The following is a 25,887-nucleotide window of genomic DNA, read 5'->3' on the forward strand; positions in this document are numbered from 1 at the left end:
CCTCCATTGATGGCATGAACGCACAGGCCATCGGGACAAAGACCGGCATCCGCGAAGGTGCCGGTCTTTTTTATGGTCGAATGGCCCGATTGATGAGTTAAAAGCCGATTTGCCTTTGCACCTGTCAGGGGGATGGTCCATCATCAACCTTTTGCCAAGGGAGGAGCGCCATGTTTGTATTCGACGTAACGGGAGCTGCGGGTGAGAAGGCCAGCATTCGGGTGCAGGCGCTGGATTGGGCGCAAGCCGGACCAGTGACCTTCCAGTGCGATGATGATCAGCTGGCGGTCGTGCTCCTGAGCGGTTGTCGTTGCGATGCGGTGGGCTTTTTCAACCTGTTGGCGGGGTGCAAACCGCTCTATATCGAGCAGTGGCTCAGCTATCTGCAGGAGAGTGGTCGCATTGGCAAGTGGAGCCACCAGATCGAGAGTCCCGCCGATGGGGACTATCTGGCCAGAGCCGGTCTGGAGCACGATGAGCTCAATAGCCTGCTTGGCCAGGTCTATCAGGTGGCGGGGTTCAACCGGTTGCAGATCAACCGTTACCTCAAAAACCGCCACAATCCTACTACACTGGCGACCCGTTACGATCAGAAGGAGTTGGAGCGTTACCGCCAGCTCAATGACATCATTCTGACCCTGTTGAAGCTGAAGCATCCTCAGTAAAGAGCCCCAGCTGGCTGATATCCGGTCGCAGCGGTTGCGGCCGGGCGATCAGATAGCCCTGCAAGCCATCCACGTACATCCCCTGCAGCAGCTGTTTCTGGCCAAGCTGTTCTACCCCCTCAGCAATCACCTGACATCCCATCCGATGTGATACATCGACGATCATCCGCACAAACTGCTGGTTGGTCTGATCCTGCTCCAGCCCGGTAATAAGGGCAGGGTCCAGCTTGATGTAGTCGGGCTTGAGCTCGCGAAACAGGGTAAAGGAGCCGATCCCCTTGCCAAAATTGGCGATCGCCGAGCGACTGCCGTTGCGGCGCAGCAGTTCAAATACCCGTTTGGCGCCGGTCAGGTTGCGTTCCAGATGCTCTTCATCCAGCTCGAACACCAGATTGGCGCTGGTATTGGGATCTTTGAGCAACTGGCGGTCAAGCCAGATCAGGAAGGCGCTGTTTTGCAGCAGGTTGGGGGAGAGATTGACTCCCCAGCGACTCTGATTGGCACCAAAAGCCCGGTATTGACGCATTATATGAACAATCACCAGTTGCTCCAGCCGCATCACCATATCGAGCCGCTGGGCCATGGCAAACAGGGTGTCGGTGGGCAGGGCTGTACCATCGCCGCCGCTGAAACGGGTGTAGATTTCGTTGTAGGCCAGCATGCTGCGGTGCAGGGGCTGGATTGGCTGATAGGTGAAGCTGAGCTGCTCCTGTGCCAGCACTTCAGTCAGCACCTCGCGCCAGTGATGCTGTCCCTGCAGATCGGAGACGTTGTCATCCTGCTGGATGGCCCAGCCATTGATGGTTTCGGTCTGGGCGCGTGCCAGCGCCAAATCCGCCCTGGCCAGCACGGCCTCGATTTTCTGGCCGCTGCTGAGCTTGGTCAACCCCGAGTAACCGGTGCTCTCCAGCTCGTGTTGAGCCTGATAGTGATCGAAAGCCACTTTCAAATCCTGTCCCAGCAGATGGGGGGGAATATTGGCCACCGGTTGCACCAGTACGGCGAAATCAGCCCCCGAAATGCGATAGACCTGATTGCCCGGGAAGCGGCTCACCACCCGCTTGATAAGGGCCGCCATGTCCTTGATGTAGGCATCACCAGACTGGAAGCCGCGCTGGGCGTTGATCTTGCCAAGCTCGGTGGCGCGGATCAGCACCAGACTTGCTGTCTGGGTGTCCTGATCCCGCTGCAGCAACTCGGTCATGTCGCGGCGAAAGGCGTGGCGGTTGAGTAGTTGAGTCAGCTCGTCGGTGGTGGCCAGATTGCTCAGTTCGGTCAGCTGACGATGGGCACTCTGTTCGGCACTCTCGAACTGCTCCAGCAGCTGTTGCAGCACTTCCCGGGAGGCGGGCTCATCAAGCAGTGAGGGATCCCGGCTCCTGATGGCCTTGACCCAGGTGAGCTCCTGATGCTGGACCATGCCGTCCATGGTGCGCATGGCCAGCATTAACAACAGGATCATGCCGAGCAGTGTGGTGGCCAGAATAACTGTCAGAGTGAGCGGTGTGCTCTGAAGGGCCAACCAAACTGCTTGCAGGAGCAGCAGGGGTATGGTCACTATGGTGGCGATCATGAAGAGGGGGCGTCCAAGCTTGTGAACCATCTTTTTATCCTTGAAGTGGCTGCTTTATGAGGGAATTTTAACCAAGCTTGCGGTGCAAAGCATGCTATTCCTCGCAACTCGGTGAAAAGGGTCAATTGAAATCGGTTAAATGTGAGTGAAACCACTTTCACAGGTACCGAAACAGGCGAAGATGAGTTGGAAACAGATCAAACAAGGCAGAGGTAAATCATGTTGTTAGAGCCAGAAAATAGTGCCAAAGCACGACAATTGTTGAATCAGAGTATGGCACTGGTGCTGGCAGGTGGACGTGGCAGTCGCCTAAAGCAGTTGACTGACAACCGAGCCAAGCCTGCCGTCCATTTCGGTGGCAAATTCCGGATCATCGACTTTGTGCTCTCCAACTGTATCAACTCGGGGATCCGCCGGGTTGGTGTAGTCACCCAATACAAATCTCACAGCCTGCTGCGTCACCTGCAATCGGGCTGGTCCTTCCTGCGTTACCAGATGAACGAATTCATCGACCTGCTCCCTGCCCAGCAACGGGTGGATGAGGTGCACTGGTATCGCGGTACCGCCGATGCCATCTATCAGAACGTCGATATCATCCGTGACTATGGCCCCAAATACCTGGTGGTGCTGGCAGGGGATCACATCTACAAGATGGATTACGCCGCCATGCTGCTCGACCATGTGCGCCTTGGCGCCAAGGTGACGGTAGCCTGCATCGAAGTGCCGCGGGCCGAGGCCTCTGCTTTCGGCATCATGGATATTGACGAGCAGCGCAAGATCCGCGCCTTCGTCGAAAAACCGGCCAATCCGCCCGCCATGCCGGGTTGCGAAGATCGCTCGCTGGCCTCCATGGGGATCTATATCTTCGAGGCGGAGTACCTCTACCAACTGCTGGAGGAGGACATTCACAATCAGGACTCCAAACACGACTTCGGGATGGATGTGATTCCCCGCATCGTGGAGGAGGGGCTGGCATTTGCTCACCCCTTCAACATGTCCTGTGTCGGCGCGCGCGAGGGGCAAAAGCCCTACTGGCGTGACGTGGGTACGCTGGACTCGTTCTGGGAAGCGAACATGGATCTCGCCTCCGTGCTGCCCGAGCTCGATATCTACGATCAGAACTGGCCTATCTGGACCAGCCAGACCCTGACGCCTCCGGCCAAGTTTGTGCAGGACCGCAATGGCCAGCACGGCATGACCATCAACTCCATGTTTGCGGGCGGGACCATTGTCAGCGGGTCGTTCGTGCTCAACTCGGTGCTCTTTACCAATGTGCGGGTGCACTCTTTCTGTACCCTGGATCAGGCCATCATCTTCCCCGGGGTCGAGATCGGCGCCGGTTGCCGTCTGCGCCGGGTGGTGGTGGACAAGGGATGTGTGCTGCCAGATGGGTTGGTGGTGGGTGAAAACGCCGATGAGGATAGCCGCCGCTTCTACCGCTCCGAACAGGGAATTGTGCTGGTGACCAAAGAGATGCTGGACAAGCTGGTTTGAGGAAAGCCCTTGAAATTGTGTCAGACGCTGTAATGCAAAGGGAGCCAATTTGGCTCCCTTTTTCATGCTGGTGAATGGCGAAGATTATTCGCTAACCACTGCTTTGGCGGCCATCACCATGGCGGTGCCGTGCTTGCCACCGGCGGCGGTCACTTGCGGTACACCATCTTCGTCGGTGTCGCTGCCGGCACCTTCGATGATGTTCTCGCCGGAGTCACCGATCCACTCGGCCATCTGCATGCCACCGTTGACGGTGCCACGGAACCAGCTGACGTATTGATCGGTCAGCTTGGCCAGCTCCAACTCGGGCGCCTTCTCGGCCCCTTCGTTGCGCAGGTTCAGCATGGCGGAGCGTAGGGAGCCGGAGATGGCAGCCTGGGTCCAGGGAGTGTATTCACCCTGTTTACCCGCCAGCCAAGTGCCCGCCTTGGCATTGAAGTAGGCCTTGTCGGTGGCGATAAACAGCTCGCGGGCGGCGGTGCGGTACTTGGCATCGGAGGTAGCGAGGAAGGCGGCAGTCAGACCACGGATGGCGGCGAACTGCGCATCGATGGAGTGGCCGGCATCGAGCTTGCCACCTAGCGTGATGCCGTCATGCACCAGACCATTTTTACCCTTGAGGTTGGCAAGGATGAAATCGGCCTGTTTGCGGATCAAGTCGAGCGCCTCTTGACCCTGCTTGGTCTTGAGGTTCAGCTCGCCATTGTCACCGGCGGCGTAACCGACCGGCAGCGCGTCCTGAGCGCGCTGGAAGATCTGCAGGGCGACCAGTGCGTAAGCGGCGTCAAAGGTGGTGACGTGCTTGCCCTGTTTGCCTGCCTGCCAGCTGTCGACCAGGGTACCATCCTTGGTATCAAAGTGCAGGGCTGCCAGGTTCTTGAAGGTGAGGTTTGAGAGATTGATCGCCAGCGAGAAGGCATCGCTGCCCACGACCGCTTTGCCCAGGTCATTGGCCTTGTTGGCAGCCGGTGCTGCGGCAAACGGCGCGCCGTCAAACACGGCGTGGAAGGCCGGGTTCTGGTTGGTGTTGGCGCTGCGCTGATCGCTGAAGGCATAGAACTCGGAGAGCGGCCACAACATCATCCAGGCATCGCGCAGCTGGGCGGAGCCATCCACCACCTCCAGCTTGCCGATGGCCCCGGCATCGTTGTTGCTGGTTTCGGTCACTTTCACCTGATGGGGGAAGTAGACAACGCCCTTGGCCGGATCGTACTGCGGGGTGATCCTGGCGCCCAGTTGCTTGCCATCGAAGCCAAGCTGGTTCTGCATGATGGCCAGCTTGTCGATGGACTGCTCGGTCAGCATCATGCCATTGAAGCCATCGGCGGCAGAGACGCCCAGCTTGTGCTTGCCATCCTGATCCATGGTGGCGGAGGCGGCTTCTACCTCTTCATCGGTTTCGGCTACGTGCATGCCGCCGAGGAAGTCCTGGGACCACATCACCTCTTTGAGCAGGATACCGCCCACCGCTGCGGGCACCAGCAGGTTGTCGCTGCCGCTCCAGCGCAGGGTGCTGTAGTCGCGGAAGTAGGCGGGCACCTGGGTCTTGACGGTTTTCTCGGTCCCTTTGGCGGTCTTGATGGTGATCTGGTCGCCATTGACCGGGGTGGCGTTGACGGCCTGGGCAAACTCCGGATTGGCGGAGGCGTAGGGCAGGGAGAGGGGATACATGCCCTGCGGCACTTCATCAGCCGGGAAGCCAACGGCGTCGGCCATGGCCAACACCCGTTGCCCCAGAGAGGCCATGGTGCCGCCACGGGCCAGGTTTTGCGGCCCGTTCACCAGATGCGGGCCCATGCCGGATTGGTAGTTGAGGGCGTACATCGCCTCTTCGGAGTATTCGTAGGATTCGATGCCGGCAGCGAAGTCGAACGGGGTCGGTTCATCGGCACGGTTGGCATCCAGCACATCCAGATCCAGCCCCAGCGCTTCGGCCAGCGGCTCACCGGAGAGCTCGAATTCGGTATAGGCCAGCATGTTGGCGGCGGTATTGAATGTCTTATCTTCGACCTTGACGGCAGCGTGTGCGGCGCCGCTGATCAGTGCACAGGCGATCGCCTGAACCAGTACGGTTTTTCTCATGTCCCTTCTCACCATTGGTTTTATTATTGACGCTTCTCATGACGAATCTAAATGAGAATGGTCTGCATTATGCTGTGTTGATGGGGACTTGAGAAGTAAAAAACCGCCCCATTCGGCTGCACGTTGAACCGGATGTGCGCTGTCGAAAAGGACGGTTATCTGTTTATTGCACTGAAAGTGCCAGTGTGGCGGGGATCAGAGCAGCTTGAACGGGATGACCAGACGGCCCGGCTCCACCTTGAGGGCTTCGACCTTGTCCTTGATCCTGGCTTCGTTCTTGCGGCTGCTGTCGAGGCGGTAGACCGGGGTCTGCGACAGGAACAGGGAGAGCGACTGATTGAAGGTGGGTAGCAGCGGGGTGAGGGCGGCCCCGATATCGGCCGGCTCGGTCTTGACCGAGAGCAGCTCAAGATCGCGCAGATAGATGGCACCCTGATCGGCCACATAGTCCGGGCGTGCGCTCAAAGCAAAGCGGATCTTCATCTGCTGGCTGCCAAGGGGGCTGCTCACCTGCAGGTCGCCAGCGGCGTCCAGCTCGATGCGATCTGCTTGTTTGCGGCCGATACGGCTCTGCATCTCGTCCAGGCGGATCTTGCTCGACATGATGCCGGGGATCCCCAGCTGCTTTTCAAAAGAGACCTGATCTTTGAGGTACTGGTTGATTTCGGCCTCGCTGACATTGTACTGGGTCAGGGAGCAGGCCCCCAGCAGCAGGGCAAGGGGGAGTAACAACAACTGTTTCAACATGATGGATTCCGCTTGGGCAACTATGATGGCGCTATCTTACGCGATAACGGGCGTGGAATGAGAGCCTCATACCGTGGGAAATCACGGACTTGCTGCATTCCCGATTGTTTTTTGGCAACCGCCGGGTTCATCATCGACGGGTGAACGAAATAGGGCTGAGCTGTTGCTTCGGGTGGGGTCTACACCTTAAGCAGAGAGAAAGAGAACAGAAAGCGAGAAGAGCACAGAGAACGAGGAGAGCGTAATGGTTCGGATGGGCAAGATTGGCCGCAGGGCGCTGCTGTGGCTTGGCTGCATGATGGGACTCTGGAGCCCATCGCTGTGGGCCGAGGTGAAAGTGATCCCGGTCTTCGAGGCGCAGGCGGCGGTGCAGACCCTCAAGGAGATCTATCCCCAGCTTGGGGTCAGCTCCATGGGTAATCAGCTGGTGCTGAGCGGGACGCCAGCCCAGCTGCAGGAGGCCGAAGCCACGCTGGCGCAGATCAACCAGCCACCGCAAAGCCTGCTTATCGAGTGGCGGGTGGATGGGCTTTCCAGCAGTGAACAACTGGGCGGTTCAGTAAGTCGTGACGAGGCCAAGCGGCAATGGCTGGTCGATGGCAACGCCCAGCAGTACCAGCGCAGCCAGAACGACAGCTGGCAGGTGCGCGGGCTGTCGGGTCGTCCCGTGTTGCTGCAGATGGGCTCCTATCAGCCGGTCACCTTCTATCAGTGGAACGGGGGCGCCGTGGTGGGGATGATGCCGCTGGTGAACGGCCTCTATGCCACGGCCACCTTGATTGGCGATCGGGTGCAGATTGCGCTGAGCAGCGAACAGGCGAGGCTGGATCAGGGCACCATCAATCGCGGGCAGAGTGCCACCGAGGTCAGTGGAGCCCCGGGCCAGTGGCTGACAGTGGGGGAGCTCTCAACCAGCTCGGCAGATCAGGGGAGCAGGCTCGGCACCCAGCTACAGGGCGGACGAGGCAGCCAGAGCGAGCGCCAGACCCTGCAGATCCGGGTCACCCGCCAATAAGCAATGTAGTGGTCTAATCATCCCGGACACCATTTTAGGTGGTACAGTCGCCACCATGACCTGAGGTGTTCAATGACAAGATTACGTCGCTCATTTACTGCCGCATTCAAACTCGAAGCCGCATCCCTGGTGCTCGACCAGGGATATTCTGTCCCTGAAGCCAGCTGTTCACTGGATGTCGGTGAAACCGTACTGCGTCGTTGGGTTCAGCAGCTTCAATCCTAACGAATTGGCACTACCCCAATCAGCAAAGCGCTGACTCCGGAGCTGCAGAAAATCCAGGAGCTGGAAGCCCCATCACTCTGGTCTGCCGCGCTTTCGATGTTCCCACCTCCTGCTTTTACGACTATCTGACTCGCAGGCGGACGATTAACCGTGAGCGTATGCAGCAGCGCTCTGAGTTGCGCAGGTTGTTCAAAGAAAGCCGGAACTCAGCGGGCAGCCGCGCCTTGATGTCGATGATGCGAGAGTTGGGGTATCAGATTGGCCGATTCAAAGTACGTAACCTGATGAAGGAAGCCGGGCTGGTATCCAAACAGCCGGGCGCACACCGCTATAAGGTGGCACAGTCTGAACGACCGGACATTCCCAATCTGCTGGCCCGTGAATTTGATGTCCAGCAACCCAATCAGGTGTGGTGTGGCGATATCACCTACGTCTGGGCAGGTGGTCGTTGGCATTACCTGGCAGCGGTTCTTGACCTGCACACCCGGCGGGTCGTGGGCTGGGCGATGTCAGATAAACCAGATGCAGAGCTAGCCATCAAAGCACTGGAGATGGCCTATCAGCAGCGGGGTTGCCCATCCGGTGTGCTATTTCACTCTGACCAGGGCAGCCAATATGGCAGCCGGGCATTTCGGCAACGAGTGTGGCGCTATCGCATGACCCAGAGTATGAGTCGTCGTGGTAACTGCTGGGATAACGCCCCGATGGAGCGACTGTTCAGGAGCCTGAAGTCAGAGTGGCTCCCGGCTATGGGATATATGAGCTTGCGAGAAGCGAAACGAGATATCAGTTATTACCTGATGGATTACTTACTACAACTGGCGGCGTCCACATTGCCACAATGACGGGATACCGCCAGCAAAAGCCGAAGAACGGCCTAACCAAGTGTCCGGATTTAGTTGACCACTACATTATGACCTGAATTGAGGCTATTGGCAGCGACGTGTCGTCAAGTCACCAAGCTTTCACTATCACCTATTGCAGTACCGGCACAGCTGGTGCTGCAAGTCGTGAAGGTCTATCCCGGTAGCATGGGGGGCTACCAGTTTGGTTCATAACTCCAGCTCGATTATGGGGATCTCCCAACGTTCGCTGCGCATCTTGGGTTGATACTCTTCTTTCTCCTGTTCTTTACGTCGTTCCACCAGAGCAATCACTCGGGCTTCACGGATGCTATTCATGTCGAATTTCCAGGTCTCTTCGCCGAGCAGGGAGAGGCGAGCTATTTCGTGATTCTGGTGATACACATGAAGCTTGTTGTTTTTATCGGGAGCGATACGCACGGCATCGCCAACCTTTATCTGACTGAGCAGGCGGTGGATACGATGAGTCTCGCTACTGCGTCCGGCATAGCCCAACACCAGTTGCGACATACCCATCATGGCAAAACGACGTTGTCTGTCCGGTCGGGTTGCGTAAGGTCTCTGCACGTAGCAGTGGGAGGCGATCAGTGGAATATGGGGATTACGTTGATCGTGGCGAGCCATGAGAACCAGCCTTTCGATAGCACGTGTCATCCCCACATAGAAGAGGCGCCGCTCTTCTTCCAGGTTACTGGTCGATAGCTCCGCCGCGCGTTGCCAGCCGCCGTCGAGAAGTATCACATGGCGATACTCCTCCCCCTTAACCCCATGTACCGTACTTAACAATACCCCTTTACCGAAGCGGATCTGGCGCTTTTGCTCGCTCAAATACTCGTAGAGGAACATCAGGAAGTGGTGGGCAGAAAGAGCGTGCTCTCCCTGGCTGGCTTGCCATTGAGCAATCAGATTGTGCAGTAGCTCCTCCCAACGGTTGGCCAGTGAGAGTGGAGGGAGAGGGGCTGCAAGTTGCTCCGCTGTCAGCAGGGCATGACCTTGCTGTTGTAGCCAATTCTGATAGCGCAAGATTTCACGGCAGCGATGCACAGGAAAACCGTTCTCTTTATCCAGAGTAAAACGACAGGGAATATCGGCATCTGCCAGCGCCGAGCGAACCCAGGCCAGTTCCTCCTTCTCCAGCCCATTACGGGCCAGCACGGCGATAGATTCCAGCGGGCAAGTGGGAGTCTTCTCACGGATAAGCGCGATATGTCTCACAACCTCGGCTGCCTGTTGCGCCACATCCTGGCACTGCTGGATGATGACACGGCCCTGTGCTGCCTCCAGTCCCTCCCAGTGCCCCCCGGCCACTTCCATCTTGCGCCTGTCGTCGATCTTGATGGGATGTGTACGCTTCATGCGATCCTGATTGTGCTCAATCACGCGGTTGGAGGTCTCGATGATGTGGGTGGTGGAACGATAGTTCCAGGTCAGGAAGTGAGTCTGGGCATTGTAGTCGTGCTCAAAGCGGCGAATAAAGCTGACGTTCGCGTCGCGAAAGGCGTAGATCGATTGGTCATCATCACCCACAGCCATCAGATGCAGTCGGGCCTCCTCATCCTCTTCGCTTTTGCCCACCAGTGCCGCGATAAGCTGGTACTGTTGTTCATCAATGTCCTGATACTCGTCGACGAGCAGGAATTGCAATCCACCGAGCAGCTTTTCCCGCTGCTCTTCCAATTCGAGACCGAGCTGGTTCTGCTCCCCCCGGAGCAGCTTGATTGCGTCATCAATGATGGTGGTAAAGTCGATATCGTCGGATGTCCGGTTTTGCACCGCATTGCCTGTCAGACTCATTGCGAGACCGTGAAAGGTGAATACCGAGACCCGTGCTCCGTCACGCCCCAGCAACTCGGTCAGGCGTCGGCGCAGGGACATCGCCGCATTATGGTTGTAACAGAGCAACATGATCCGCGATGGGGAGATTTGCTTGACCCGCATCAGGTAGGCGCAGCGGTGGATAATCACCTTGCTCTTGCCTGACCCCGGGCCTGCCAGTACCAGCAAGTTTTGCTCGGGCGGTGCCTGAACGATCTGCTCCTGGGCTCGGTTGTGAAGATCTTCGACAATGCGCTTCCAGGAGTGTTCGCTGGTCGCCAGCTCCAGGATTTTGTTGCGCCCTTTGAAGTAGTGACCGAGGAACTTGTCAGCTTCCATGGAAAAGTAGTCTGTCACCAGCTTTTTGGCTTTCTTGAAGTGCTCCAGGCTGATGCGGGCGTATTCATTCATCACATGGATCTGAATCACCTTCTGGCGATAGTGATGCTCAAGCGGCTGATAGTCTGCCTTGTTGTATTGTTGCTGCCGCTCAGCGGTCAGCGTGAGGGTCATAGCGCTTCGGAACACGGCAAGGCCATTTTGCAGCACGATGGCGTGTTGCTCATGCAGGTAGAGAAGTGCCCGCTCTGCCCCTTTGAGCAACCACTCCTGCTGGCTGCTTGCCTCCCGCTTGTTCATTAGCTGAGCCACATCCATGTCTTCTCGCAGGTATTTGACCAGTTGTTCCAGGGCAAATGACAGCATCACTTGGCGCTGGACACTCTCTTCGCTGCTTGCCAACAGGGTGTAGAGAAAATCGAGGGTGGCGCCAGTGACGCGATGGCGTTGCTCAATTGTCTGCTCAATCTGGGACCAGGTTCGGTTGAAGGTGAGTTGGTAAAGATCCCGAGAGAGATATTTGACATCAATGGAGCCTTTCTCGCCCCCCGAGCGACCATCCTGGGCCCAGCTGGTCAGCAAATTGCGCAGCAAGCCAGGGTTACACCGCTCATGCCCCAGATCTTTGATGGCCTGATTGACCAGTCGAATGTTAAAGATCAGCCCTTGCCCTGTATCAGGTTCGGGTTCTGTTTCACGCAAGGTGTCCAGCATCGCCTTTTCAATGCTGTGTACTTGCCCGCAGAGCACCTTGGCATTGTCTCTTCCTTTGGGGCGAAGCCAGGTAGTCAGTAACATCCCCTGAGAGAGCAGACCGACATCCGCCATCTGGGTGAGTACCCGCATCACTTCACTGGCCTGAACTCCACTTCCGTGATCGGCCATGTATTGGCCTGCCTCTTCGGCAATGGCATCGGCACTGAGACCATCATCATCGGCAGCACTCATCAGCGCCTGGATAACCGCTTGCCAGATGGCTTTGGCCTTGGGAGCGAGTTTTAGACTGTCTACCCTTTTCATTGCCTCTTCTGTGGAAGCAAACAGAGGGCGCCCCTGAAAAACCTGAGTGATGTTGTCGCTGCGCTCCAGATAGCCAGCGCGCTCGAGCCAGGCGATCGCTGTCTTGACCTTGGTATCCGCATTGCTGTCATCGGCAGCAAAGCTGGTTTCCACCTCAGGCTGGTTGATGAGCTCTGCACTGGTGGCGACCAGTGGCGGGTTGTTCTCCTGCTTGCCGCCTTTGCTGGCCCTGAGCCGTATTCCGCGCAGAATCTGCTTGATATCGCGCAGGCTGACTTCACTCATTGCCTCGAGCTGGAACTGTTTCTCGATATCCTGTTCATCAAACAGCAGTACGCAGTGGGCTTGTGCTGTATCGCGTCCCGCTCGTCCCGCTTCCTGTAGATAGTTTTCGAGGGAGCCGGGGATATCGGCATGGATCACCAAACGCACATCATCCTTGTCGATCCCCATCCCGAAGGCGTTGGTCGCGCAGATGACCCGGATCTCGCCATTGATAAATTGTTCGAGAGTCGCTTTTTTCTGGGCACTGTCCATTCGGGCGTAAAAGCGCGAGACAGGGAGGGATTGTTGCTGACCGAGGAAATCGGCCAGCTCGTCCACGCTGCGCTTGGTTGCGCAGTAGATAACGCAGGAACCGGGCTTTTCCTCACCGAAGAACTGCTCGAGCAGGTTAAGGATATGGCCCTGTTTATTGAGACCGGGACACTCAACGACGGCATATTCGAGGTTGGTACGTTCAACCCCGCCTTCCAGTCTGAGAAGAGGTCGGGGCTGTTTGTCGAGAAACTGGGCGCAAATATCCTCAATCACATCCGGTTTGGCGGTCGCGGTATAGCAGAAGACAGGAGGCATGGGGACCTGCTGTTCCTTGGCAATGGTGGCGATGGCCTTGGCACAGTAGAGATAGTCAGGGCGAAAATCATGCCCCCATTTCGACAGGCAGTGCGCTTCGTCAAATACCCAGCCACCGATCTGACGTTGTCGTATTGCTTGTTTGACTGTGCGGTTGCGCAACTGCTCGGGGGAGATATAGAGCAAGGCGATATCCCCCATACGGATCTGTTCAAGAATCGCGCCTCGCTCTGGTAGCGTCAGCAGCCCCGAGATAGCGGCAACCCCTTCAATACCGGCCTTGTGTTTAAGGTTGTCCACCTGATCCTTCATCAGTGCCTGCAGGGGGGATATCACGACCGTGAGAGCACCGCTTCGCTGGTTACGCACCAGTGCCGGGAGCTGGTAGCAGAGCGACTTGCCGCCGCTGGTTGGGAGTATGCCGAGCAATGCGACGCCAGCCATGGCTTCCTCGATCAAGGTCTTCTGCAATGGTGTCCCATCAGGCAGGTTGCGAAAGTTGTCGAGCTCGAAGATTCGCTGCAGATGGCGGCGTGCATCGTGGTTCTCCTGACAATAGCTGCAGTCAGCATGACCGCAGTGACGTTCACGAATTGTGTGAATGATTTCTGCGGTCTGGGGGAAGCGGCGCCAAATCCAGGGGGGCAACACGGAGTTCCCGCCGGACACGGGCAACCAGGCGCAGGCATAAGCCAATGGTAACAACAGCATGGGTTGACGCAGGGCATCACCAATCACCCGGTTGAGCTGATTGGGGCACGCTTTCTCATGGGCAATGCTCTTGATGAGAGTGGGTAGCTCCGAGACCCGCACTGGCGGGCGGCCTGTCAGTCTGGCAAACACCAGTGACAGACCCTGAGTGTTAAATTGCGCCATGACTCCCTGGTCGAACAGATATTGATAAAGCTGCAATTGGGACAGGGGTAAGGCTTGCAGGGCTATCAACTGTTCCGAGAAGATCTGCAATGCGAGCCTTGCATCCGCGACCGGATCATTGAGGGTATCCCGAACCAGTTTGTAATCCTGGACCAAGCGGTGATAGGGGTTTTTGGGAAAGGCAAGGGGAGATAGATAGAGGGTATCTATTACCGGCTTTTCGAGAAGCAACTGGGGACGTACAGCCTGTTTGGCCAACCAGGGGAGATCAAAATCGAGAATATTATGGCCAAGGATTACCTCAGCCCCCTGTGCCAGAGCATTTAACGCCTTGAGGGAGAGATCCTGCGGGCCTTTGAGATTGAGCTCACGATCAGCCAGGAGTGCACCCAGATGGCGCAGCTTTTCATCCCTGGTCAGCTCAAGGTCAAAAGAAAGAATCTTGTCATCCCCAAACAGGGCCACGACATCAGCTGGGTTCATCAATAGCCATCTCCATCTGGCGTTGACCTCTCATGGCGATAATAAGTGCCAAGAGATCAGTGAGTTGGACAAATATTACCCGAAATGTTGAGCGGTGGCATCATTCAGAGCCCTCTGGCCGCGCTTCTTTTGGCTGGCATCCCGTTTTTGTAAATGCCTCTGCTCCCTTAATCGTTCATGTCTGTAAAGTGTCGTCCTTGTCATAGTCAACCCACTGATCTTGTGAGACTATTTCCCTTTATTTTCCGATTGGAACGCACTGTGTCCCTCGACTACTACCAGCGCCACGCCACCGAATTGGCGGCCCGTTACCAACAGGTATCTTCGCGCACTGTTCATTGCGACTGGCTCACTCTGCTGGAGCCTTGGCTCGTGGCGGCGCCGCGCCGGTTGCTCGATGTAGGGGCTGGCAGTGGTCGGGATGCCGCGTTTTTGGCCGGGCTCCATCAGGGCCACAGTGTGGTCGCTGTCGAACCCAGTCAGGCACTCGCTTCGCTGGGACAGTGCCATACCCGGGATGTTGCAGTGGATTGGGTCAATGACGCTATGCCGGCTCTCTCTCGCGTGATCGGTACTTTTGATCTGATTTTGCTCAGTGCTGTCTGGATGCATCTACCCCCGGAGTCTCGTCCCTTGGCGCTGGCACGTCTTCATGAGCTGCTCTCACCAGATGGTTATCTGGTACTGAGTCTTCGTCTGGTTATCTCGGAGCAGGAGATGCGGGAGCGAGCCATGTATCCGGTAGCTGTCGATGAGGTGGAGCGGCTTGCATTGGAGGAGGGGATGACACTGCTCCATGTGTCAGGACCACAGGAGGATGTCTTGGCGCGTAGCGGCTTGAGTTGGCAGAGTCTGATCCTTGGGGGTGAACATGCACGCCTCCCCTGAGCAACAACTCGCTTTTATTGCCTATCTGCAACGCATCTTTACCGAAGGCGATTTTGTGGCCACTTACAAGTGCGCCTTGCTCCACGGGATTGCAGATATCGCGATTGAGCGCAGTACCGAGACCCATGATCTGACCGCGGCGCGCACTATTACGCTGGACGAACTGGCCACCAAGTTTGTGGAGCTTTATTGGCAGCACAGTCTGCCCTACTCGGCGACGGGAGAAACGGCTACCTTGCTCAAACAGAGCAGCGGTCGTCAGGCCATCATGCTGACGGAGTTGTCCCGGCTGCGTGCAGAGGGGGTCCGCTCGGTAACTGCACTGCGTCGGCACGACGCCTGGCGGCCTCTTCTTGCCCGAGTTCGGCGCATCCTTGTTGAGGGACCCTTGTGGCGTCTGCAGATCCTGGGTGGGCGAGAGGAGTGCCACCTCTATCCGCACCAAAGGGGCGCGGATCATATCTGCCTTAATCCCGGCATTCTCTACTGTCTCCACCGCTTTTACGATCTGGTGGTCTCCCTCTCCCGACAGCATTGGTTACAGCTTATCTGCGACATCAAGGGTAATCAGCCACTGATTGGCCCCAGTGTGGGGTTGGAGAATTTTCTATTTGGTTCAAGCCGTCAGGCGCTGGGGCGAGTAGGAGAGGTATTGAGGGACTTGCAGGGGGGAACCTGTTTTTACTGTAACAAGGCGATACACGGGAGTGGTGAGGTAGACCATTTCATCCCCTGGCGTCGTTATCCAATCGATTTGGGCCACAACTTCGTACTGGCACACGCCAACTGTAACCGGAGCAAACGGGATTTTCTTGCCGCTCCCGAGCACAGGGATGCTTGGTACGAGCAGAATATCCTGACCCATGGGGCGTACCTCACGGACGAGCTGGCCCCTCTGGTCAGCGTCGATGCCGAGCGTTCTACTGCCATCGCTACTTGGGCCTATCAGCAAGCACTCCGTGAGCATGCTCGGTTGTGGCGTGGTATTGACCTGTTTGTGGACGTGACAGCCCTCAGTATGGGGATGAGTAATCCAGGCTTCTCTAGACTCTTCTGAGGCAGATACGAAAAAGCCCAGCCAAAAGGCTGGGCTTTAGAATTTGGCTCCCTCGACAGGACTTGAACCTGTGACATACGGATTAACAGTCCGCCGTTCTACCTACTGAACTACGAGGGAAAAGTGGCTCCTCCTACTGGACTTGAACCAGTGACATACGGATTAACAGTCCGCCGTTCTACCGACTGAACTAAGGAGGAATTGCCTGTCTCGTTAAGACGGGGCGAATATTAATGACCAGGGCGGCGGGTGTCAACCCGCGAATTTCCCGAAAACCGGATTTTCGGACTGTTTGCCCAAAAGTTGTGCTTTGCGGTTTATTTTCAGCACAATCAGTCTCTTGCCATCACAGCCCCCAACCGGCCCCGGGGTTATTGGCTCGGTTCGCATCAACCTGATGATGACAGCATGATGTCGCGAACGTGCCGGCAAGCCAACAAGACTCAAGTGGTGATCTTTGTGGCTAAAAGGGAGAGAGCAGGAGTCAAGATCGGCGATTTGGCGGCAAATAGGCCAAATAATGGGTGAGCGCGCGTTTCATTGATCCTGCCCATCGAAAAAATGGCCCGTCTGGAGTAAGGTTACGCAGGATACCATCGCCGCGTCGACAGCCCTGCCGGCCCTTGATGATGATCGGGCGCCGGATCTCTCCGGCCTTTATCTCCCTCTTCTGGTATTACGATATACATGCACAAGCAAGCCTCTTTAAATAGCGTGAAGCTCGCCATAGCCTTACGCCAGTCCTGTATTGATGAACCCTATAGCATGGCCCGCTTCGGCCGTGATCTTATCGCCGGTGTGACGGTGGGCATCATCGCCATCCCGCTCGCCATGGCACTGGCCATCGCCAGCGGTGTGCCGCCGCAACACGGTCTCTATACCGCCATCATTGCTGGAATCGTGATCGCCGTGACCGGTGGCTCCCGCTACTCCATCTCCGGCCCGACCGCTGCCTTTGTAGTGATCCTCTATCCGGTCGCCCAGCAGTTCGGGGTCGGTGGTCTGTTGATGGCGACGCTCATCTCCGGCCTCTTTCTGGTGGCGATGGGGATGGCCCGTCTTGGCCGCCTTATCGAGTACATTCCCCCGTCAGTGACGCTGGGTTTTACCGGTGGGATCGCCATCGTGATTGCCACCTTGCAGATCAAGGACTTCTTTGGCCTAAGCGTGCCCGAGATGCCGGAAACCTATCTGGGCAAGGTCGAAGCGCTGGCCGCCGCCCTGCCAAGCTGGCAGTGGGGCGATACCCTGGTGGGGGTCGCAACACTGGCCGTGCTGCTGCTCTGGCCACGCCTGCGTCTGCCGGTGCCCGGCCACTTGCCCGCGGTGCTGGTCGGGGTAGGTCTGGGTTTTGGCCTCCATTACTTTGGGGTGGATGTGGCCACTATCGGCAGCAAGTTCAGCTATACCCTGGCCGATGGCACCCAGGGGATGGGGATCCCGCCCATCGCGCCGACCCTGGTGATGCCCTGGGCCTTGCCCGGACCTGATGGCTTGCCAGTTGAATGGAACCTGGCGGCTGTTGAGCGGCTGCTGCCTGCCGCCTTCTCCATGGCGATGCTGGGGGCGATCGAATCGCTGCTCTGCGCCGTGGTGCTTGATGGGATGACAGGTCGCAAGCACAGCTCCAACGCCGAGCTGGTGGGGCAGGGGCTTGGCAACATCTTCGCCCCCTTCTTTGGCGGCATTACCGCTACCGCCGCCATCGCTCGCTCTGCCGCCAACGTGCGTGCAGGCGCTACGTCCCCCGTCTCGGGGATCGTCCATGCGCTGGTGGTGCTGGCCGCCATTCTGGTGCTGGCCCCCTGGCTCTCTTGGTTGCCGCTCTCGGCCATGGCAGCCTTGCTGCTCATCGTGGCCTGGAACATGAGTGAAGCGCACAAGGTGGTGGAGCTGATCCGTCGTGCCCCCAAATCCGATGTGCTGGTGCTGCTGGTCTGCCTGTCACTCACCGTCATTTTCGACATGGTTATCGCCATCACCTTCGGGGTGATTCTGGCCTCCCTGCTCTTTATGCGCGAAATCGCCAAGATGACCAAACTGCACGATTTGGCCGAGCACAAGCGCTATGCCCACGAGGTGCCGGACAATGGCCTGCTCTACAAGATCAACGGCCCGCTCTTCTTCGCCGCGGCCGAACGGGTCTTTGCCGAGCTGGAAGCGCAAGTGAAAGGGCACAAGGTGCTGGTGTTGCAGATGGAAGCGGTTTCCATCCTCGATGCGGGCGGCCTGTCTGCCTTCCTCCACTTTGGCAAGCAGATGGCCAAAGCCGGTGTCGAGTTGCGGGTGGCCGAGTTGCAGTTCCAACCGCTCAAGACCCTGGCTCGCGCCAAGGTGCGACCGCAGCCCGGCAAGCTGGAATTCTACGGTTCGCTGGAAGAGGCGCTCAAAGGTGAACATTTGCACGAAGCGGCAGTAAATTGATTGAAAGGGATACGAAACGGCATATTTTTAGTCACTTGGTTCGGATATTGAGCAAATGAACGCAAAAAGTAAAAAATTGCATTGACCAAAAGCCATCGTATCCCTTACATTACGCCCCGTCGCCGCGGCATGGTCCGCCAGCGAATGTGCAGCTCAAGCACATAAAGCAGTGAGAAAAAATTTGGTGAGGTGTCCGAGTGGCTGAAGGAGCACGCCTGGAAAGTGTGTATACGGCAACGTATCGAGGGTTCGAATCCCTCCCTCACCGCCAAATGATAAGCCCAAGCAATTACATTGCTTGGGCTTTTTCTTTATGTACGATTTTTGATATGCCATCCACTATGTCATCTGATGTTGGCTGGCATGCTATCTGATTGAATAATTCTGGAGATGGTGGGTTCTCCCGGTACTCCCCGTTGTAAGAGAGGAGTATTGAGAGCACTCAGGCTAATGGCGTTTTCCCCATTTGCATCGAGACCTGTCCCATCTAGCCAAGCGCGTATCTATAAAAACAAGCAATATCTGCAGCATTTGCCTCTTCTGGATTGCCCGGCATGGTTGAATGCCATGCCAGCCAGATATTGCTCAAACCTCATCATTTCAAGCAGACAGCCTTGGGACAGAGCCTTAGTTCAGAGTAAGCCCCGCATCAACAATGAAATCTTGGCCGGTACAGCCATTGGATTCGTCAGAACCCAGGAAGAGGGCCATGCGAGCACAATGTGAGCCATCGAGACGGAATTTGAGTGCTTGCAGTTCGACAAACTGGTTCACCGCGGCAGGGTCGAGTTGCGCCCACATCGCATCCTGTTTGGGGGTACGGATTGCGCCTGGGACCAGGCTGTTAACCCGAATGCCTCTTGCGCCCAACTCCTGCGCCAGGGTACGGGTAAAACCATGGATAGCGGCTTTTGACAGGGAGTAGCAGACTCTCCCGGGGCGGCCCCGCATCCAGTTGATGGATCCCATATTGATGATGCTGCCGCTCCCTTTTTGCTCCATGCCTGGCAACACGGCTTGGATCGCAAACAACTGGTGACGCAGATTGATATTGATGCGGTTTTCGAAATACTCCTCGGTCAGATCCTCAATTTTATGGTGATCATCGCTGCCCGCGTTGTTGATCAGGATATCGACACTGCCCAGCTGTTGTTCAATGGTCGTAAAACACGCTTTGAGCAGAGTCAGGTCGGTGACATCGCAAAACAGAAACAGGCAGTCGAGCTCATGCGCGAGTGCTTCGCCTGCAGATTTATCAAAATCGAGGAAGGCGACTTTGGCACCTTGGCTGACAAAGGCGCGCACCAACTCTTCGCCAATGCCACTGGCGCCACCTGTGATAACGGCGACCTTGCCGGCAATAGAGTGATATTGTACTTGCTGGGAATAGTTCATAACTGCTCTCCGTGAGTCATAGATTGAATTCATCTGGCAACATTAGAAAAAGTATTTAACACCAATACGGATCCGGTATGCCTCTGCATCATAGGCAATATTTCTATCGTACCACTGTAATTCCAGATAAGGCATCCATTGTGGATTGATTCGATAGCGGGTTTGACTGGTTAGCTCCCAGTGATGATCTTTCCCATTAGCACTGTTGAAATTATTGACGCGAGAAAAATAGTGCGATTCAAAAGTATGGGTCAAAGCTGGTGTTATTTTATTGACAATATACAGTGCGTATTCATTGGTATCGTTATTATCGCCATAACCATCAAGATCCGTAGTTAGATAATTTTGATGATTGTAACGGTATCGTGCAATAACGGAAAAGTTATCGGTAAAGTTGTACTTTCCATCCAGATACGCAGAGCCACCAGAGCCAGAGCTAGAGGAGTTAACCAAACCACCGGCATTGACCGAGAGTTTGGTGGTTAAATTTAATAGCGGATACCACCCTTCAATTTCGTTATAACTGTGCTTTAGCTTGTCTAGTTTATCGGTATTATACGCATTGCTGGCCATAATACCCGCACCAGATTCCCAGTTATAGCCGAGTCGCAACAATAACTCATGTTGGTCGGTAGCAAAGTTAAATGCCTCACGGCTTTCAAAATAACCGCCTGCGAAAGCTGCGTTGCAGCATATAAGAGGGATTAAGCATATTTTGGGGTGGATACGCATAGTGATTGACTCGCCAATGGTAAGTTGATATTAAATCGTACAGCGATTGGCATGAGGTAAATTAATTACCTCATGCGATGGTTTTTATCAGCCAGCTATTGAATGTTTTGCTTTACCAACTTATAAGTGGCACAGAAATCCTCATGGCCCAAACCGTTATTCAGGCCTTGCTGGTAAATGTTATTCACCAATTCGACTCCGGGCAGGGTCAGCGCTTCTTCGCCCATGAGGTTCTTCATAATGCCGATATCTTTGGCCATGTTCTCCAGCGAGAAGACAGTGTTGTAGTTCTCGGCGATCAGGGCACCTATCTTGCTGGTCAGATAGAAGTTGCTGCCGCCACCGTAAGAGACGGCGGTGTTGAAGCTCTCTTTATCGATGCCGAAATGATCGGCGGTGGCCAGCATTTCGTTGACACTGTTCTGAATTTGGGCGACCAAGGTGTTGTGCAGCACCTTCATGATCAAACCACGGCCGTTGCCCCCCAGGTGGATCTGGTTGCTGCCCATCATGGCTAGCAATGGCTTGACCTTTTTGTAGGCGGACAGGTCGCCACCTATGTAGATCCCGAGCTCGGCAGCCACGGCGGCAGGGACCGATTTGACCACGGGCGCATCGAGCATCACGGCACCGGTTTCTGCTACCTGGCGGGATAAGGCGATTGACACTGCCGGGTCAATGGTGGACATGTCGATGGTGATCTTGCCGGGGCCAAGGTGTGGCAGCAGTTCGGTATAGACCGCTTTGACGTGTTCGGAGCGCGGTACCATGGAGATGATCACATCCGCATCGGCTGCCAACCTGGCAATGGAAGGGGAGGCGATGGCGCCTGCATCGACCACCCGGGCGACAGCCTCCTGATTGATATCGAATACCAACACATTGCCATCAAATTTTTTGACGATGTTCTTTGACATCGCTTCGCCCATCAGACCAAGACCGATAAAGCCGATAGTTTTCATCCGTTGTTTTCCTTAAATGTGGGTTTAGCAAGACCGGCGATGTCAACACGCATGCTGAACAGCGCACCTGAGAGCGGACGTGCTGCCAGTTCGGCGGCGTCCATATTTTCGCGAGTGGTGGTGATGAAGAGGGTCTTCATGTCTTCACCACCAAAACAGACCATGGTGGGGCAACGTACCGGCAAGGGATATTCGGCCAGCAATACCCCCTCTGCAGAGAAGCGGGCGATACGATGGCCATCAAACAGGGCGCTCCAGTAGCATCCTTCGACATCGATTGCAGCCCCATCCGGGCGCCCTTCGTCGGCGCGGGCTGCAAACTCGCGCAGCAGTTGCCGTTGACCGAGTGAACCGTCGCGGGCCAACGGAGTGCGATAAAGGCGGCGGTTGGGGGTATCAGTGGTGTACATCCAGCGCATGTCTGGGCTGAATGCCAAGCCATTGGCTCCCAGAATGTCGCACTGGATCACCGACATCTGCAGCTCGGCATCAACCCGGCATAGCAGGGCGCCGTTGTAATCTCGTGGGCTCCAGTAAGTGCCCGCATAGAAACGACCCGCCTGATCGGTACCGCCATCATTAAAACGGGCCAGCGCTGGGTTATTGGGGTTATCGGCGACTTTACGCTCAATTTGCCCGTGTTGATCACACAGATAGATCCCGGTGCGCATCGCTGCGATAAAGCCACCCTGTTCGCGCAGGGCAAAACAGCCCACTTCTTCGGGGAAGGGGATTGTCGTCATGGCGCCGCTTTCGGGGTGATAGCGGTACAGGCAACGCTCGAGAATATCGGTCCAGTAGAGCGCCTGTTCATCAGTGCTCCAGGTCGGGCACTCGGGCAGATGGCCGCGGTAGTCGGCAAGTAGCAGAGCAGGATTAGGCATAGTGAGAAACCTCAAGCAGCATGGAGATCTGCAACTGCCCATTGGCTGGCACAGTGGCCATGGCCAGCGCAGGGTCACCAAAGCCACCGTTGTTGATGGCATCATTGATATGAGAAACCGGCTCGATGGCGATGAAGTCACGATCGGCGGGCGGCAGAAACAGGATGGCGTGAGGCGCATCGGGTGAGCTCAGGGTCACCATCAGCTTCTCATCTGGCCAGCGCACCCGTGCACAGCCACTCCAGTGATGGAAGCAGTTATCGACACTGGCGGGTTCAGGTTTGCGCCAAGTGCGATAGTTCCATTGGGTCGGTAGTGGCGCGAGACCAGTGGGCAGGGACTTGTGGTCGTTGAGTACCACACCGCCTGCGTCGAACTGGATCTCGGCGTGCGCCGCACGGGGAAAATAGGGGTGAAAGCCCAGCCCAGCCGGGACAGCGTGATCGGCCAGATTGTGGTAAGTGAGTATGATATGCAGCGCATTCTCTTGCAGGGTGAAGCGCTGAGTTGCCCGATAAGGCCAGGGCCATTGCGCCGCGGATGCTCCCTGTGCGTCATGGTGCAGGGTCAGCACGACAGAGTCATCATCTGCATCCCCTTCTTGCCATGGCTGCTGCCAGCCGTTGCCATGAATTGAGTGGGGATGATCGCCAAAGTTACGCAGCAGGGCGTAATCATATCCGGCGAAGTGAAACCGTCCATGAGCAATACGGTTGGAGTAAGGTACCAGGGGAAAACAGCCCCCCTGGTTGACTGTGACGTTCTGACCATCGGGCAGGGAGCGCAAGATCTCCCTGCCATGCCAGGTCAGTTTGCCGACAGCGCCACCAAGCTCGGGGATGAGCTCCAGATCAAGCGGGCCGCTTTGGCGGTGAAGCCTCTTCATCAGTAAACCTCGCCACCGGATATGCTCAGACGTTCCCCCCGGATCGCGGCGAGCTGTTCACGGGCGCGAGCCAGCAGGTAACTCATGTCGGAGCCGAGCGCCACGAAGCTAAAACCCATCTCTTGATATTTGTTCACCAGCTCGGGGTTGCCACCGACGATCCCGCAAGGCAATCCCAAGCGCTGGCACTTCTCCAGCCCTTCACGGATCTTGGCTTGCACCTCGGGGTGAGAGGGATTGCCAATATGGCCCATGGCTGCGCTCATATCGCCGGGGCCGATAAAGAAGCCGGTCACTCCTTCAATGGCCATCTCTTCCATGGCATCAATGGCGTCAGGGGTCTCAATTTGCAGGATAAGGCAGAGCTCTTCCCGGGCTTTACGCACGAATTCGGGTTCGGCACCGTAACCGGACGCACGATGCACCGCGGCAAAGCCGCGTTTGCCTAGGGGAGGGTAGTAGGCCGCCTCTACCGCTTTGCGGGCTTCTGCTGCACTGTTGACAAACGGCACCATCAGCGACGTTGCACCGCCATCAAGCGCCCGTTTGATCAACACAGTGTCGTTCCAGGCCAGGCGGTAGAGTGGGGTGGTGGCCGGGTTGCTGGCACGAATGGCGCGATCGATACGGATCGCATCCAGGCTATCGACCGGCACATGTTCCTGGTCCAGCACCAAGAAATCGAAACCGACAGTCGCCATGGCTTCCGCCACCGTATCGCTGCCAGTCATCATCCAGGTGCCCAGTGGGCGTGGACCTTGAGTAATCGCAAGTTTGAACGGATTCATTGTTTGCTCCTTTAGAAAATCGGGGGCTCGGGCACTTTGCTGCCAGCCTGGAGGAAATCGAAGTCACAGCCCTGATCGGCCTGGGTCACATGTTGTTGATAGAGTGCGGCATAAGAGCGTTCATAAACTTTGTGTACCGGTTTGAGCGTGCGGCGGCGCTCGGCCAGCTCTTCATCACTGACCAGCATGTTGAGGCGGCCATTGGCGATATCGAGCTCGATGAGGTCACCGGTACGTACCAGTGCCAGTGGGCCACCAATGGCCGCTTCAGGGGCAACGTGCAGGATACAGGTGCCATAGTGAGTACCGGACATGCGGGCATCACTAATCCGCACCATGTCGGTGACGCCTTGTTGCAGCAGCTTTTTCGGGATCGGCAGGTTGCCCCACTCCGGCATGCCCGGCGCGCCGACCGGGCCGGCATTGCGCAGGATAATCACTGATTCCTTGGTTACCTCCAGGGCGGGGTCATCGATGCGATCCGAGAGCTCTTGATGGCTGTCGAAGACGATGGCAGGGCCCTTGTGGTGGCGCAGTTCGGGTTTGGCGGCAGATGATTTCATCACAGCCCCGTTGGGACACAGATTGCCGCGCAATACTGTCAATGCACATCCACGGGAGAGCGGTACCACAGGGTTATCTAGCGAGCGGATCACGTTGTCGTCATAACAGGTCGCGTTGGCAATCCACTGTGCAACGGGACGATTGGTGACCCCGATCGCATCGAGGTGGAGGAATGACTCCACCTTTTTCAGCTGGGCCATCAGACCGCCGGCGAAGAAGAACTCCTCCATCAACTGATCACCAGAGGGAAACAGATTGGCCAGCACAGGGACTTCCCGTGCCACCGACTCCATGTCTTCCAGAGTGAGGTTGATGCCCGCCCGGTTGGCCATCGCAATCATGTGGATCGCGGCATTGGTGGAGCCGCCGAGCGCCATGTAGGCCACTACGCCATTGAGGAAGTTGGCTCGGGTCAGCCAGCGGGAAGGTTTGTGATCATGCCACACCATGTCGACGATGATTTGGCCGCATTGGGCTGCCATCTGGACGTGTCGCGAGTCAGCGGCGGGGATGGAGCTGGCCCCCGGCAACATAAAGCCCATGGCATCGGCGATGGAGGTCATGGTGGATGCTGTGCCCATGGTATTGCAGGTGCCGATGGAGCGAGTCATCGCCCCCTCCAGCTCGATCCAGTCATGCTGGGTAATGGCCCCCAAGCGCAATTGGTCCCAGAACTTCTTGGTATGGGTACCGGCACCGGTGACATGGCCGCGCCATTTGCCGCTCGACATGGGGCCGGCGGGGCAGAAGATCACCGGCAAGTCCATCGAAATGGCACCCATCAGCAGGGCTGGCGTGGATTTGTCGCAACCGCCGAGCAGCACGGCCCCATCGATAGGATGCTGGCGCAGCAGCTCTTCTGCCTCCATCGCCAGAAAGTTGCGATAGAGCATGGTGGTCGGCTTGACCAATACTTCCCCGACCGACAGCGCGGGCAATTCAACGGGGTAGCCTCCCGCGGCCCAGACGGCTCGCTTGACGGCCTCGGCGCGCTCACGCAGGTGGCTATGGCAGGGGCTCATTTCACTCCAGGTATTGATGATCCCGATCACTGGCTTGCCCATGAATTCGTCGCGGTTCAAGCCACTTTGCTGACTGCGTTGACGATGGGCGAAGGCTCGGATGGTGTCGGGGGCATACCAGCGTTGGCTACGCAGCGCCGAGATATCGAGCTTGGCCAGGTTTTCACTGTTGAATGACATAGGAATAGCGCTCTCTTTATCTGATTTGGTTAAGGATTAATTCAATAAAAACA

General features: G+C 56.7%; 17 protein-coding genes, 3 tRNA genes and 1 pseudogene. 8 read left to right on the forward strand and 13 right to left on the reverse strand.

Features of this window, described 5'->3' with window-relative positions; all coding sequences use genetic code 11:
- Nucleotides 1–170 precede the first annotated feature (170 nt).
- On the forward strand, nucleotides 171–665 hold the full coding sequence (locus tag G5182_RS09880) for a hypothetical protein (RefSeq protein ID WP_227342598.1): 495 nt from the start codon (nucleotides 171–173) through the stop codon (nucleotides 663–665).
- On the opposite strand, the gene G5182_RS09885 is transcribed toward G5182_RS09880, so the two are convergent.
- Nucleotides 628–2,268 (reverse strand): EAL domain-containing protein, encoded by a 1,641-nt coding sequence (locus tag G5182_RS09885; protein ID WP_227342600.1) that lies wholly within the window; start codon nucleotides 2,266–2,268, stop codon nucleotides 628–630. The genes G5182_RS09880 and G5182_RS09885 overlap by 38 nt on opposite strands.
- A 189-nt stretch (nucleotides 2,269–2,457) precedes the next feature.
- Here G5182_RS09885 and glgC point away from each other — a divergent pair, with 189 nt between their 5' ends.
- Entirely contained in the window at nucleotides 2,458–3,732 is a 1,275-nt protein-coding gene (gene glgC / locus G5182_RS09890; protein ID WP_227342601.1) for a glucose-1-phosphate adenylyltransferase, read from the forward strand.
- An 84-nt stretch (nucleotides 3,733–3,816) separates the two neighbouring features.
- Here glgC and G5182_RS09895 read toward each other — a convergent pair whose 3' ends face one another.
- Both G5182_RS09895 and G5182_RS09900 read right to left on the reverse strand, forming a co-directional pair.
- The gene (locus G5182_RS09895) at nucleotides 3,817–5,814 is read right to left on the reverse strand and encodes a hypothetical protein (RefSeq protein WP_227342603.1); all 1,998 of its coding nucleotides are present in this window, start codon (nucleotides 5,812–5,814) and stop codon (nucleotides 3,817–3,819) included.
- Between the two features lie 195 nt (nucleotides 5,815–6,009).
- Nucleotides 6,010–6,561 (reverse strand): lipoprotein, encoded by a 552-nt coding sequence (locus G5182_RS09900; RefSeq protein ID WP_227342604.1) that lies wholly within the window; start codon nucleotides 6,559–6,561, stop codon nucleotides 6,010–6,012.
- Between the two features lie 295 nt (nucleotides 6,562–6,856).
- Between G5182_RS09900 and G5182_RS09905 the strand changes: the two genes are divergently transcribed.
- On the forward strand, nucleotides 6,857–7,576 hold the full coding sequence (locus G5182_RS09905; RefSeq protein ID WP_408082995.1) for a hypothetical protein: 720 nt from the start codon (nucleotides 6,857–6,859) through the stop codon (nucleotides 7,574–7,576).
- Between the two features lie 72 nt (nucleotides 7,577–7,648).
- A pseudogene (locus tag G5182_RS09910) lies at nucleotides 7,649–8,704 on the forward strand (IS3 family transposase).
- A gap of 149 nt (nucleotides 8,705–8,853) precedes the next feature.
- On the opposite strand, the gene G5182_RS09915 reads toward G5182_RS09910, so the two are convergent.
- Complete coding sequence (locus tag G5182_RS09915; protein ID WP_227342608.1) at nucleotides 8,854–14,052, reverse strand: RecQ family ATP-dependent DNA helicase; 5,199 nt, start codon at nucleotides 14,050–14,052, stop codon at nucleotides 8,854–8,856.
- A 261-nt stretch (nucleotides 14,053–14,313) separates the two neighbouring features.
- On the opposite strand from G5182_RS09915, the gene G5182_RS09920 reads away from it, so the two are divergent.
- Nucleotides 14,314–14,940: a class I SAM-dependent methyltransferase gene (locus G5182_RS09920; RefSeq protein WP_227342609.1), complete on the forward strand. Its 627-nt coding sequence runs from the start codon at nucleotides 14,314–14,316 to the stop codon at nucleotides 14,938–14,940.
- Nucleotides 14,924–15,997: an HNH endonuclease gene (locus tag G5182_RS09925; protein ID WP_201936379.1), complete on the forward strand. Its 1,074-nt coding sequence runs from the start codon at nucleotides 14,924–14,926 to the stop codon at nucleotides 15,995–15,997. Before G5182_RS09920 ends, G5182_RS09925 begins: the two co-directional genes overlap by 17 nt.
- Before the next feature lie 44 nt (nucleotides 15,998–16,041).
- On the opposite strand, the gene G5182_RS09930 is transcribed toward G5182_RS09925, so the two are convergent.
- Together G5182_RS09930 and G5182_RS09935 are read right to left on the reverse strand one after the other, a co-directional pair.
- Nucleotides 16,042–16,117: transfer RNA gene (locus G5182_RS09930), tRNA-Asn, on the reverse strand.
- Nucleotides 16,118–16,121: 4 nt separating this feature from the next.
- Nucleotides 16,122–16,197, reverse strand: a tRNA-Asn gene (locus G5182_RS09935).
- A 487-nt stretch (nucleotides 16,198–16,684) separates the two neighbouring features.
- Here G5182_RS09935 and dauA point away from each other — a divergent pair.
- Together dauA and G5182_RS09945 are read left to right on the forward strand one after the other, a co-directional pair.
- Nucleotides 16,685–18,421: a C4-dicarboxylic acid transporter DauA gene (gene dauA, locus G5182_RS09940; protein WP_139478114.1), complete on the forward strand. Its 1,737-nt coding sequence runs from the start codon at nucleotides 16,685–16,687 to the stop codon at nucleotides 18,419–18,421.
- Between the two features lie 183 nt (nucleotides 18,422–18,604).
- Nucleotides 18,605–18,692 (forward strand) — tRNA-Ser (locus tag G5182_RS09945).
- Between the two features lie 356 nt (nucleotides 18,693–19,048).
- Here G5182_RS09945 and G5182_RS09950 read toward each other — a convergent pair.
- From G5182_RS09950 to araD, 7 genes are all read right to left on the reverse strand, one after another.
- Nucleotides 19,049–19,816 carry an SDR family NAD(P)-dependent oxidoreductase gene (locus tag G5182_RS09950; RefSeq protein WP_216953421.1) on the reverse strand — a complete coding sequence of 256 codons (768 nt, stop codon included), beginning with the start codon at nucleotides 19,814–19,816 and terminating at the stop codon, nucleotides 19,049–19,051.
- Between the two features lie 42 nt (nucleotides 19,817–19,858).
- A complete protein-coding gene (gene ompL / locus G5182_RS09955; protein ID WP_216953422.1) occupies nucleotides 19,859–20,548 on the reverse strand; it encodes a porin OmpL in 690 nt (229 codons plus the stop codon).
- A gap of 95 nt (nucleotides 20,549–20,643) precedes the next feature.
- Nucleotides 20,644–21,510, reverse strand: coding sequence for an NAD(P)-dependent oxidoreductase (locus G5182_RS09960; RefSeq protein ID WP_216953423.1), 867 nt, complete (start codon nucleotides 21,508–21,510; stop codon nucleotides 20,644–20,646).
- Nucleotides 21,507–22,394 (reverse strand): SMP-30/gluconolactonase/LRE family protein, encoded by an 888-nt coding sequence (locus tag G5182_RS09965; protein ID WP_227342636.1) that lies wholly within the window; start codon nucleotides 22,392–22,394, stop codon nucleotides 21,507–21,509. The genes G5182_RS09960 and G5182_RS09965 overlap by 4 nt, the downstream gene beginning before the upstream one ends.
- Nucleotides 22,387–23,280 carry an aldose 1-epimerase gene (locus tag G5182_RS09970; RefSeq protein ID WP_227342638.1) on the reverse strand — a complete coding sequence of 298 codons (894 nt, stop codon included), beginning with the start codon at nucleotides 23,278–23,280 and terminating at the stop codon, nucleotides 22,387–22,389. Before G5182_RS09970 ends, G5182_RS09965 begins: the two co-directional genes overlap by 8 nt.
- A complete protein-coding gene (locus tag G5182_RS09975) occupies nucleotides 23,280–24,068 on the reverse strand; it encodes an HpcH/HpaI aldolase family protein (protein WP_216978945.1) in 789 nt (262 codons plus the stop codon). Before G5182_RS09975 ends, G5182_RS09970 begins: the two co-directional genes overlap by 1 nt.
- Nucleotides 24,069–24,079: 11 nt before the next feature.
- Nucleotides 24,080–25,834 (reverse strand): L-arabinonate dehydratase, encoded by a 1,755-nt coding sequence (gene araD, locus G5182_RS09980; RefSeq protein WP_216978944.1) that lies wholly within the window; start codon nucleotides 25,832–25,834, stop codon nucleotides 24,080–24,082.
- Nucleotides 25,835–25,887: the final 53 nt, after the last annotated feature.

It is taken from the genome of Aeromonas sp. 600948, assembly GCF_049174875.1.
Taxonomy (GTDB): domain Bacteria; phylum Pseudomonadota; class Gammaproteobacteria; order Enterobacterales; family Aeromonadaceae; genus Aeromonas; species Aeromonas veronii_A.

Bases quoted from the DNA above. Each gene is read 5' to 3' on its own strand.
- G5182_RS09880 (WP_227342598.1), top strand. From the start codon at position 171: ATGTTTGTATTCGACGTAACGGGAGCTGCGGGTGAGAAGGCCAGCATT.
- G5182_RS09885 (WP_227342600.1), bottom strand. From the start codon at position 2,268: ATGGTTCACAAGCTTGGACGCCCCCTCTTCATGATCGCCACCATAGTG.
- glgC (WP_227342601.1), top strand. From the start codon at position 2,458: ATGTTGTTAGAGCCAGAAAATAGTGCCAAAGCACGACAATTGTTGAAT.
- G5182_RS09895 (WP_227342603.1), bottom strand. From the start codon at position 5,814: ATGAGAAAAACCGTACTGGTTCAGGCGATCGCCTGTGCACTGATCAGC.
- G5182_RS09900 (WP_227342604.1), bottom strand. From the start codon at position 6,561: ATGTTGAAACAGTTGTTGTTACTCCCCCTTGCCCTGCTGCTGGGGGCC.
- G5182_RS09905 (WP_408082995.1), top strand. From the start codon at position 6,857: ATGATGGGACTCTGGAGCCCATCGCTGTGGGCCGAGGTGAAAGTGATC.
- G5182_RS09915 (WP_227342608.1), bottom strand. From the start codon at position 14,052: ATGAACCCAGCTGATGTCGTGGCCCTGTTTGGGGATGACAAGATTCTT.
- G5182_RS09925 (WP_201936379.1), top strand. From the start codon at position 14,924: ATGCACGCCTCCCCTGAGCAACAACTCGCTTTTATTGCCTATCTGCAA.
- dauA (WP_139478114.1), top strand. From the start codon at position 16,685: ATGCACAAGCAAGCCTCTTTAAATAGCGTGAAGCTCGCCATAGCCTTA.
- G5182_RS09950 (WP_216953421.1), bottom strand. From the start codon at position 19,816: ATGAACTATTCCCAGCAAGTACAATATCACTCTATTGCCGGCAAGGTC.
- ompL (WP_216953422.1), bottom strand. From the start codon at position 20,548: ATGCGTATCCACCCCAAAATATGCTTAATCCCTCTTATATGCTGCAAC.
- G5182_RS09960 (WP_216953423.1), bottom strand. From the start codon at position 21,510: ATGAAAACTATCGGCTTTATCGGTCTTGGTCTGATGGGCGAAGCGATG.
- G5182_RS09965 (WP_227342636.1), bottom strand. From the start codon at position 22,394: ATGCCTAATCCTGCTCTGCTACTTGCCGACTACCGCGGCCATCTGCCC.
- G5182_RS09970 (WP_227342638.1), bottom strand. From the start codon at position 23,280: ATGAAGAGGCTTCACCGCCAAAGCGGCCCGCTTGATCTGGAGCTCATC.
- G5182_RS09975 (WP_216978945.1), bottom strand. From the start codon at position 24,068: ATGAATCCGTTCAAACTTGCGATTACTCAAGGTCCACGCCCACTGGGC.
- araD (WP_216978944.1), bottom strand. From the start codon at position 25,834: ATGTCATTCAACAGTGAAAACCTGGCCAAGCTCGATATCTCGGCGCTG.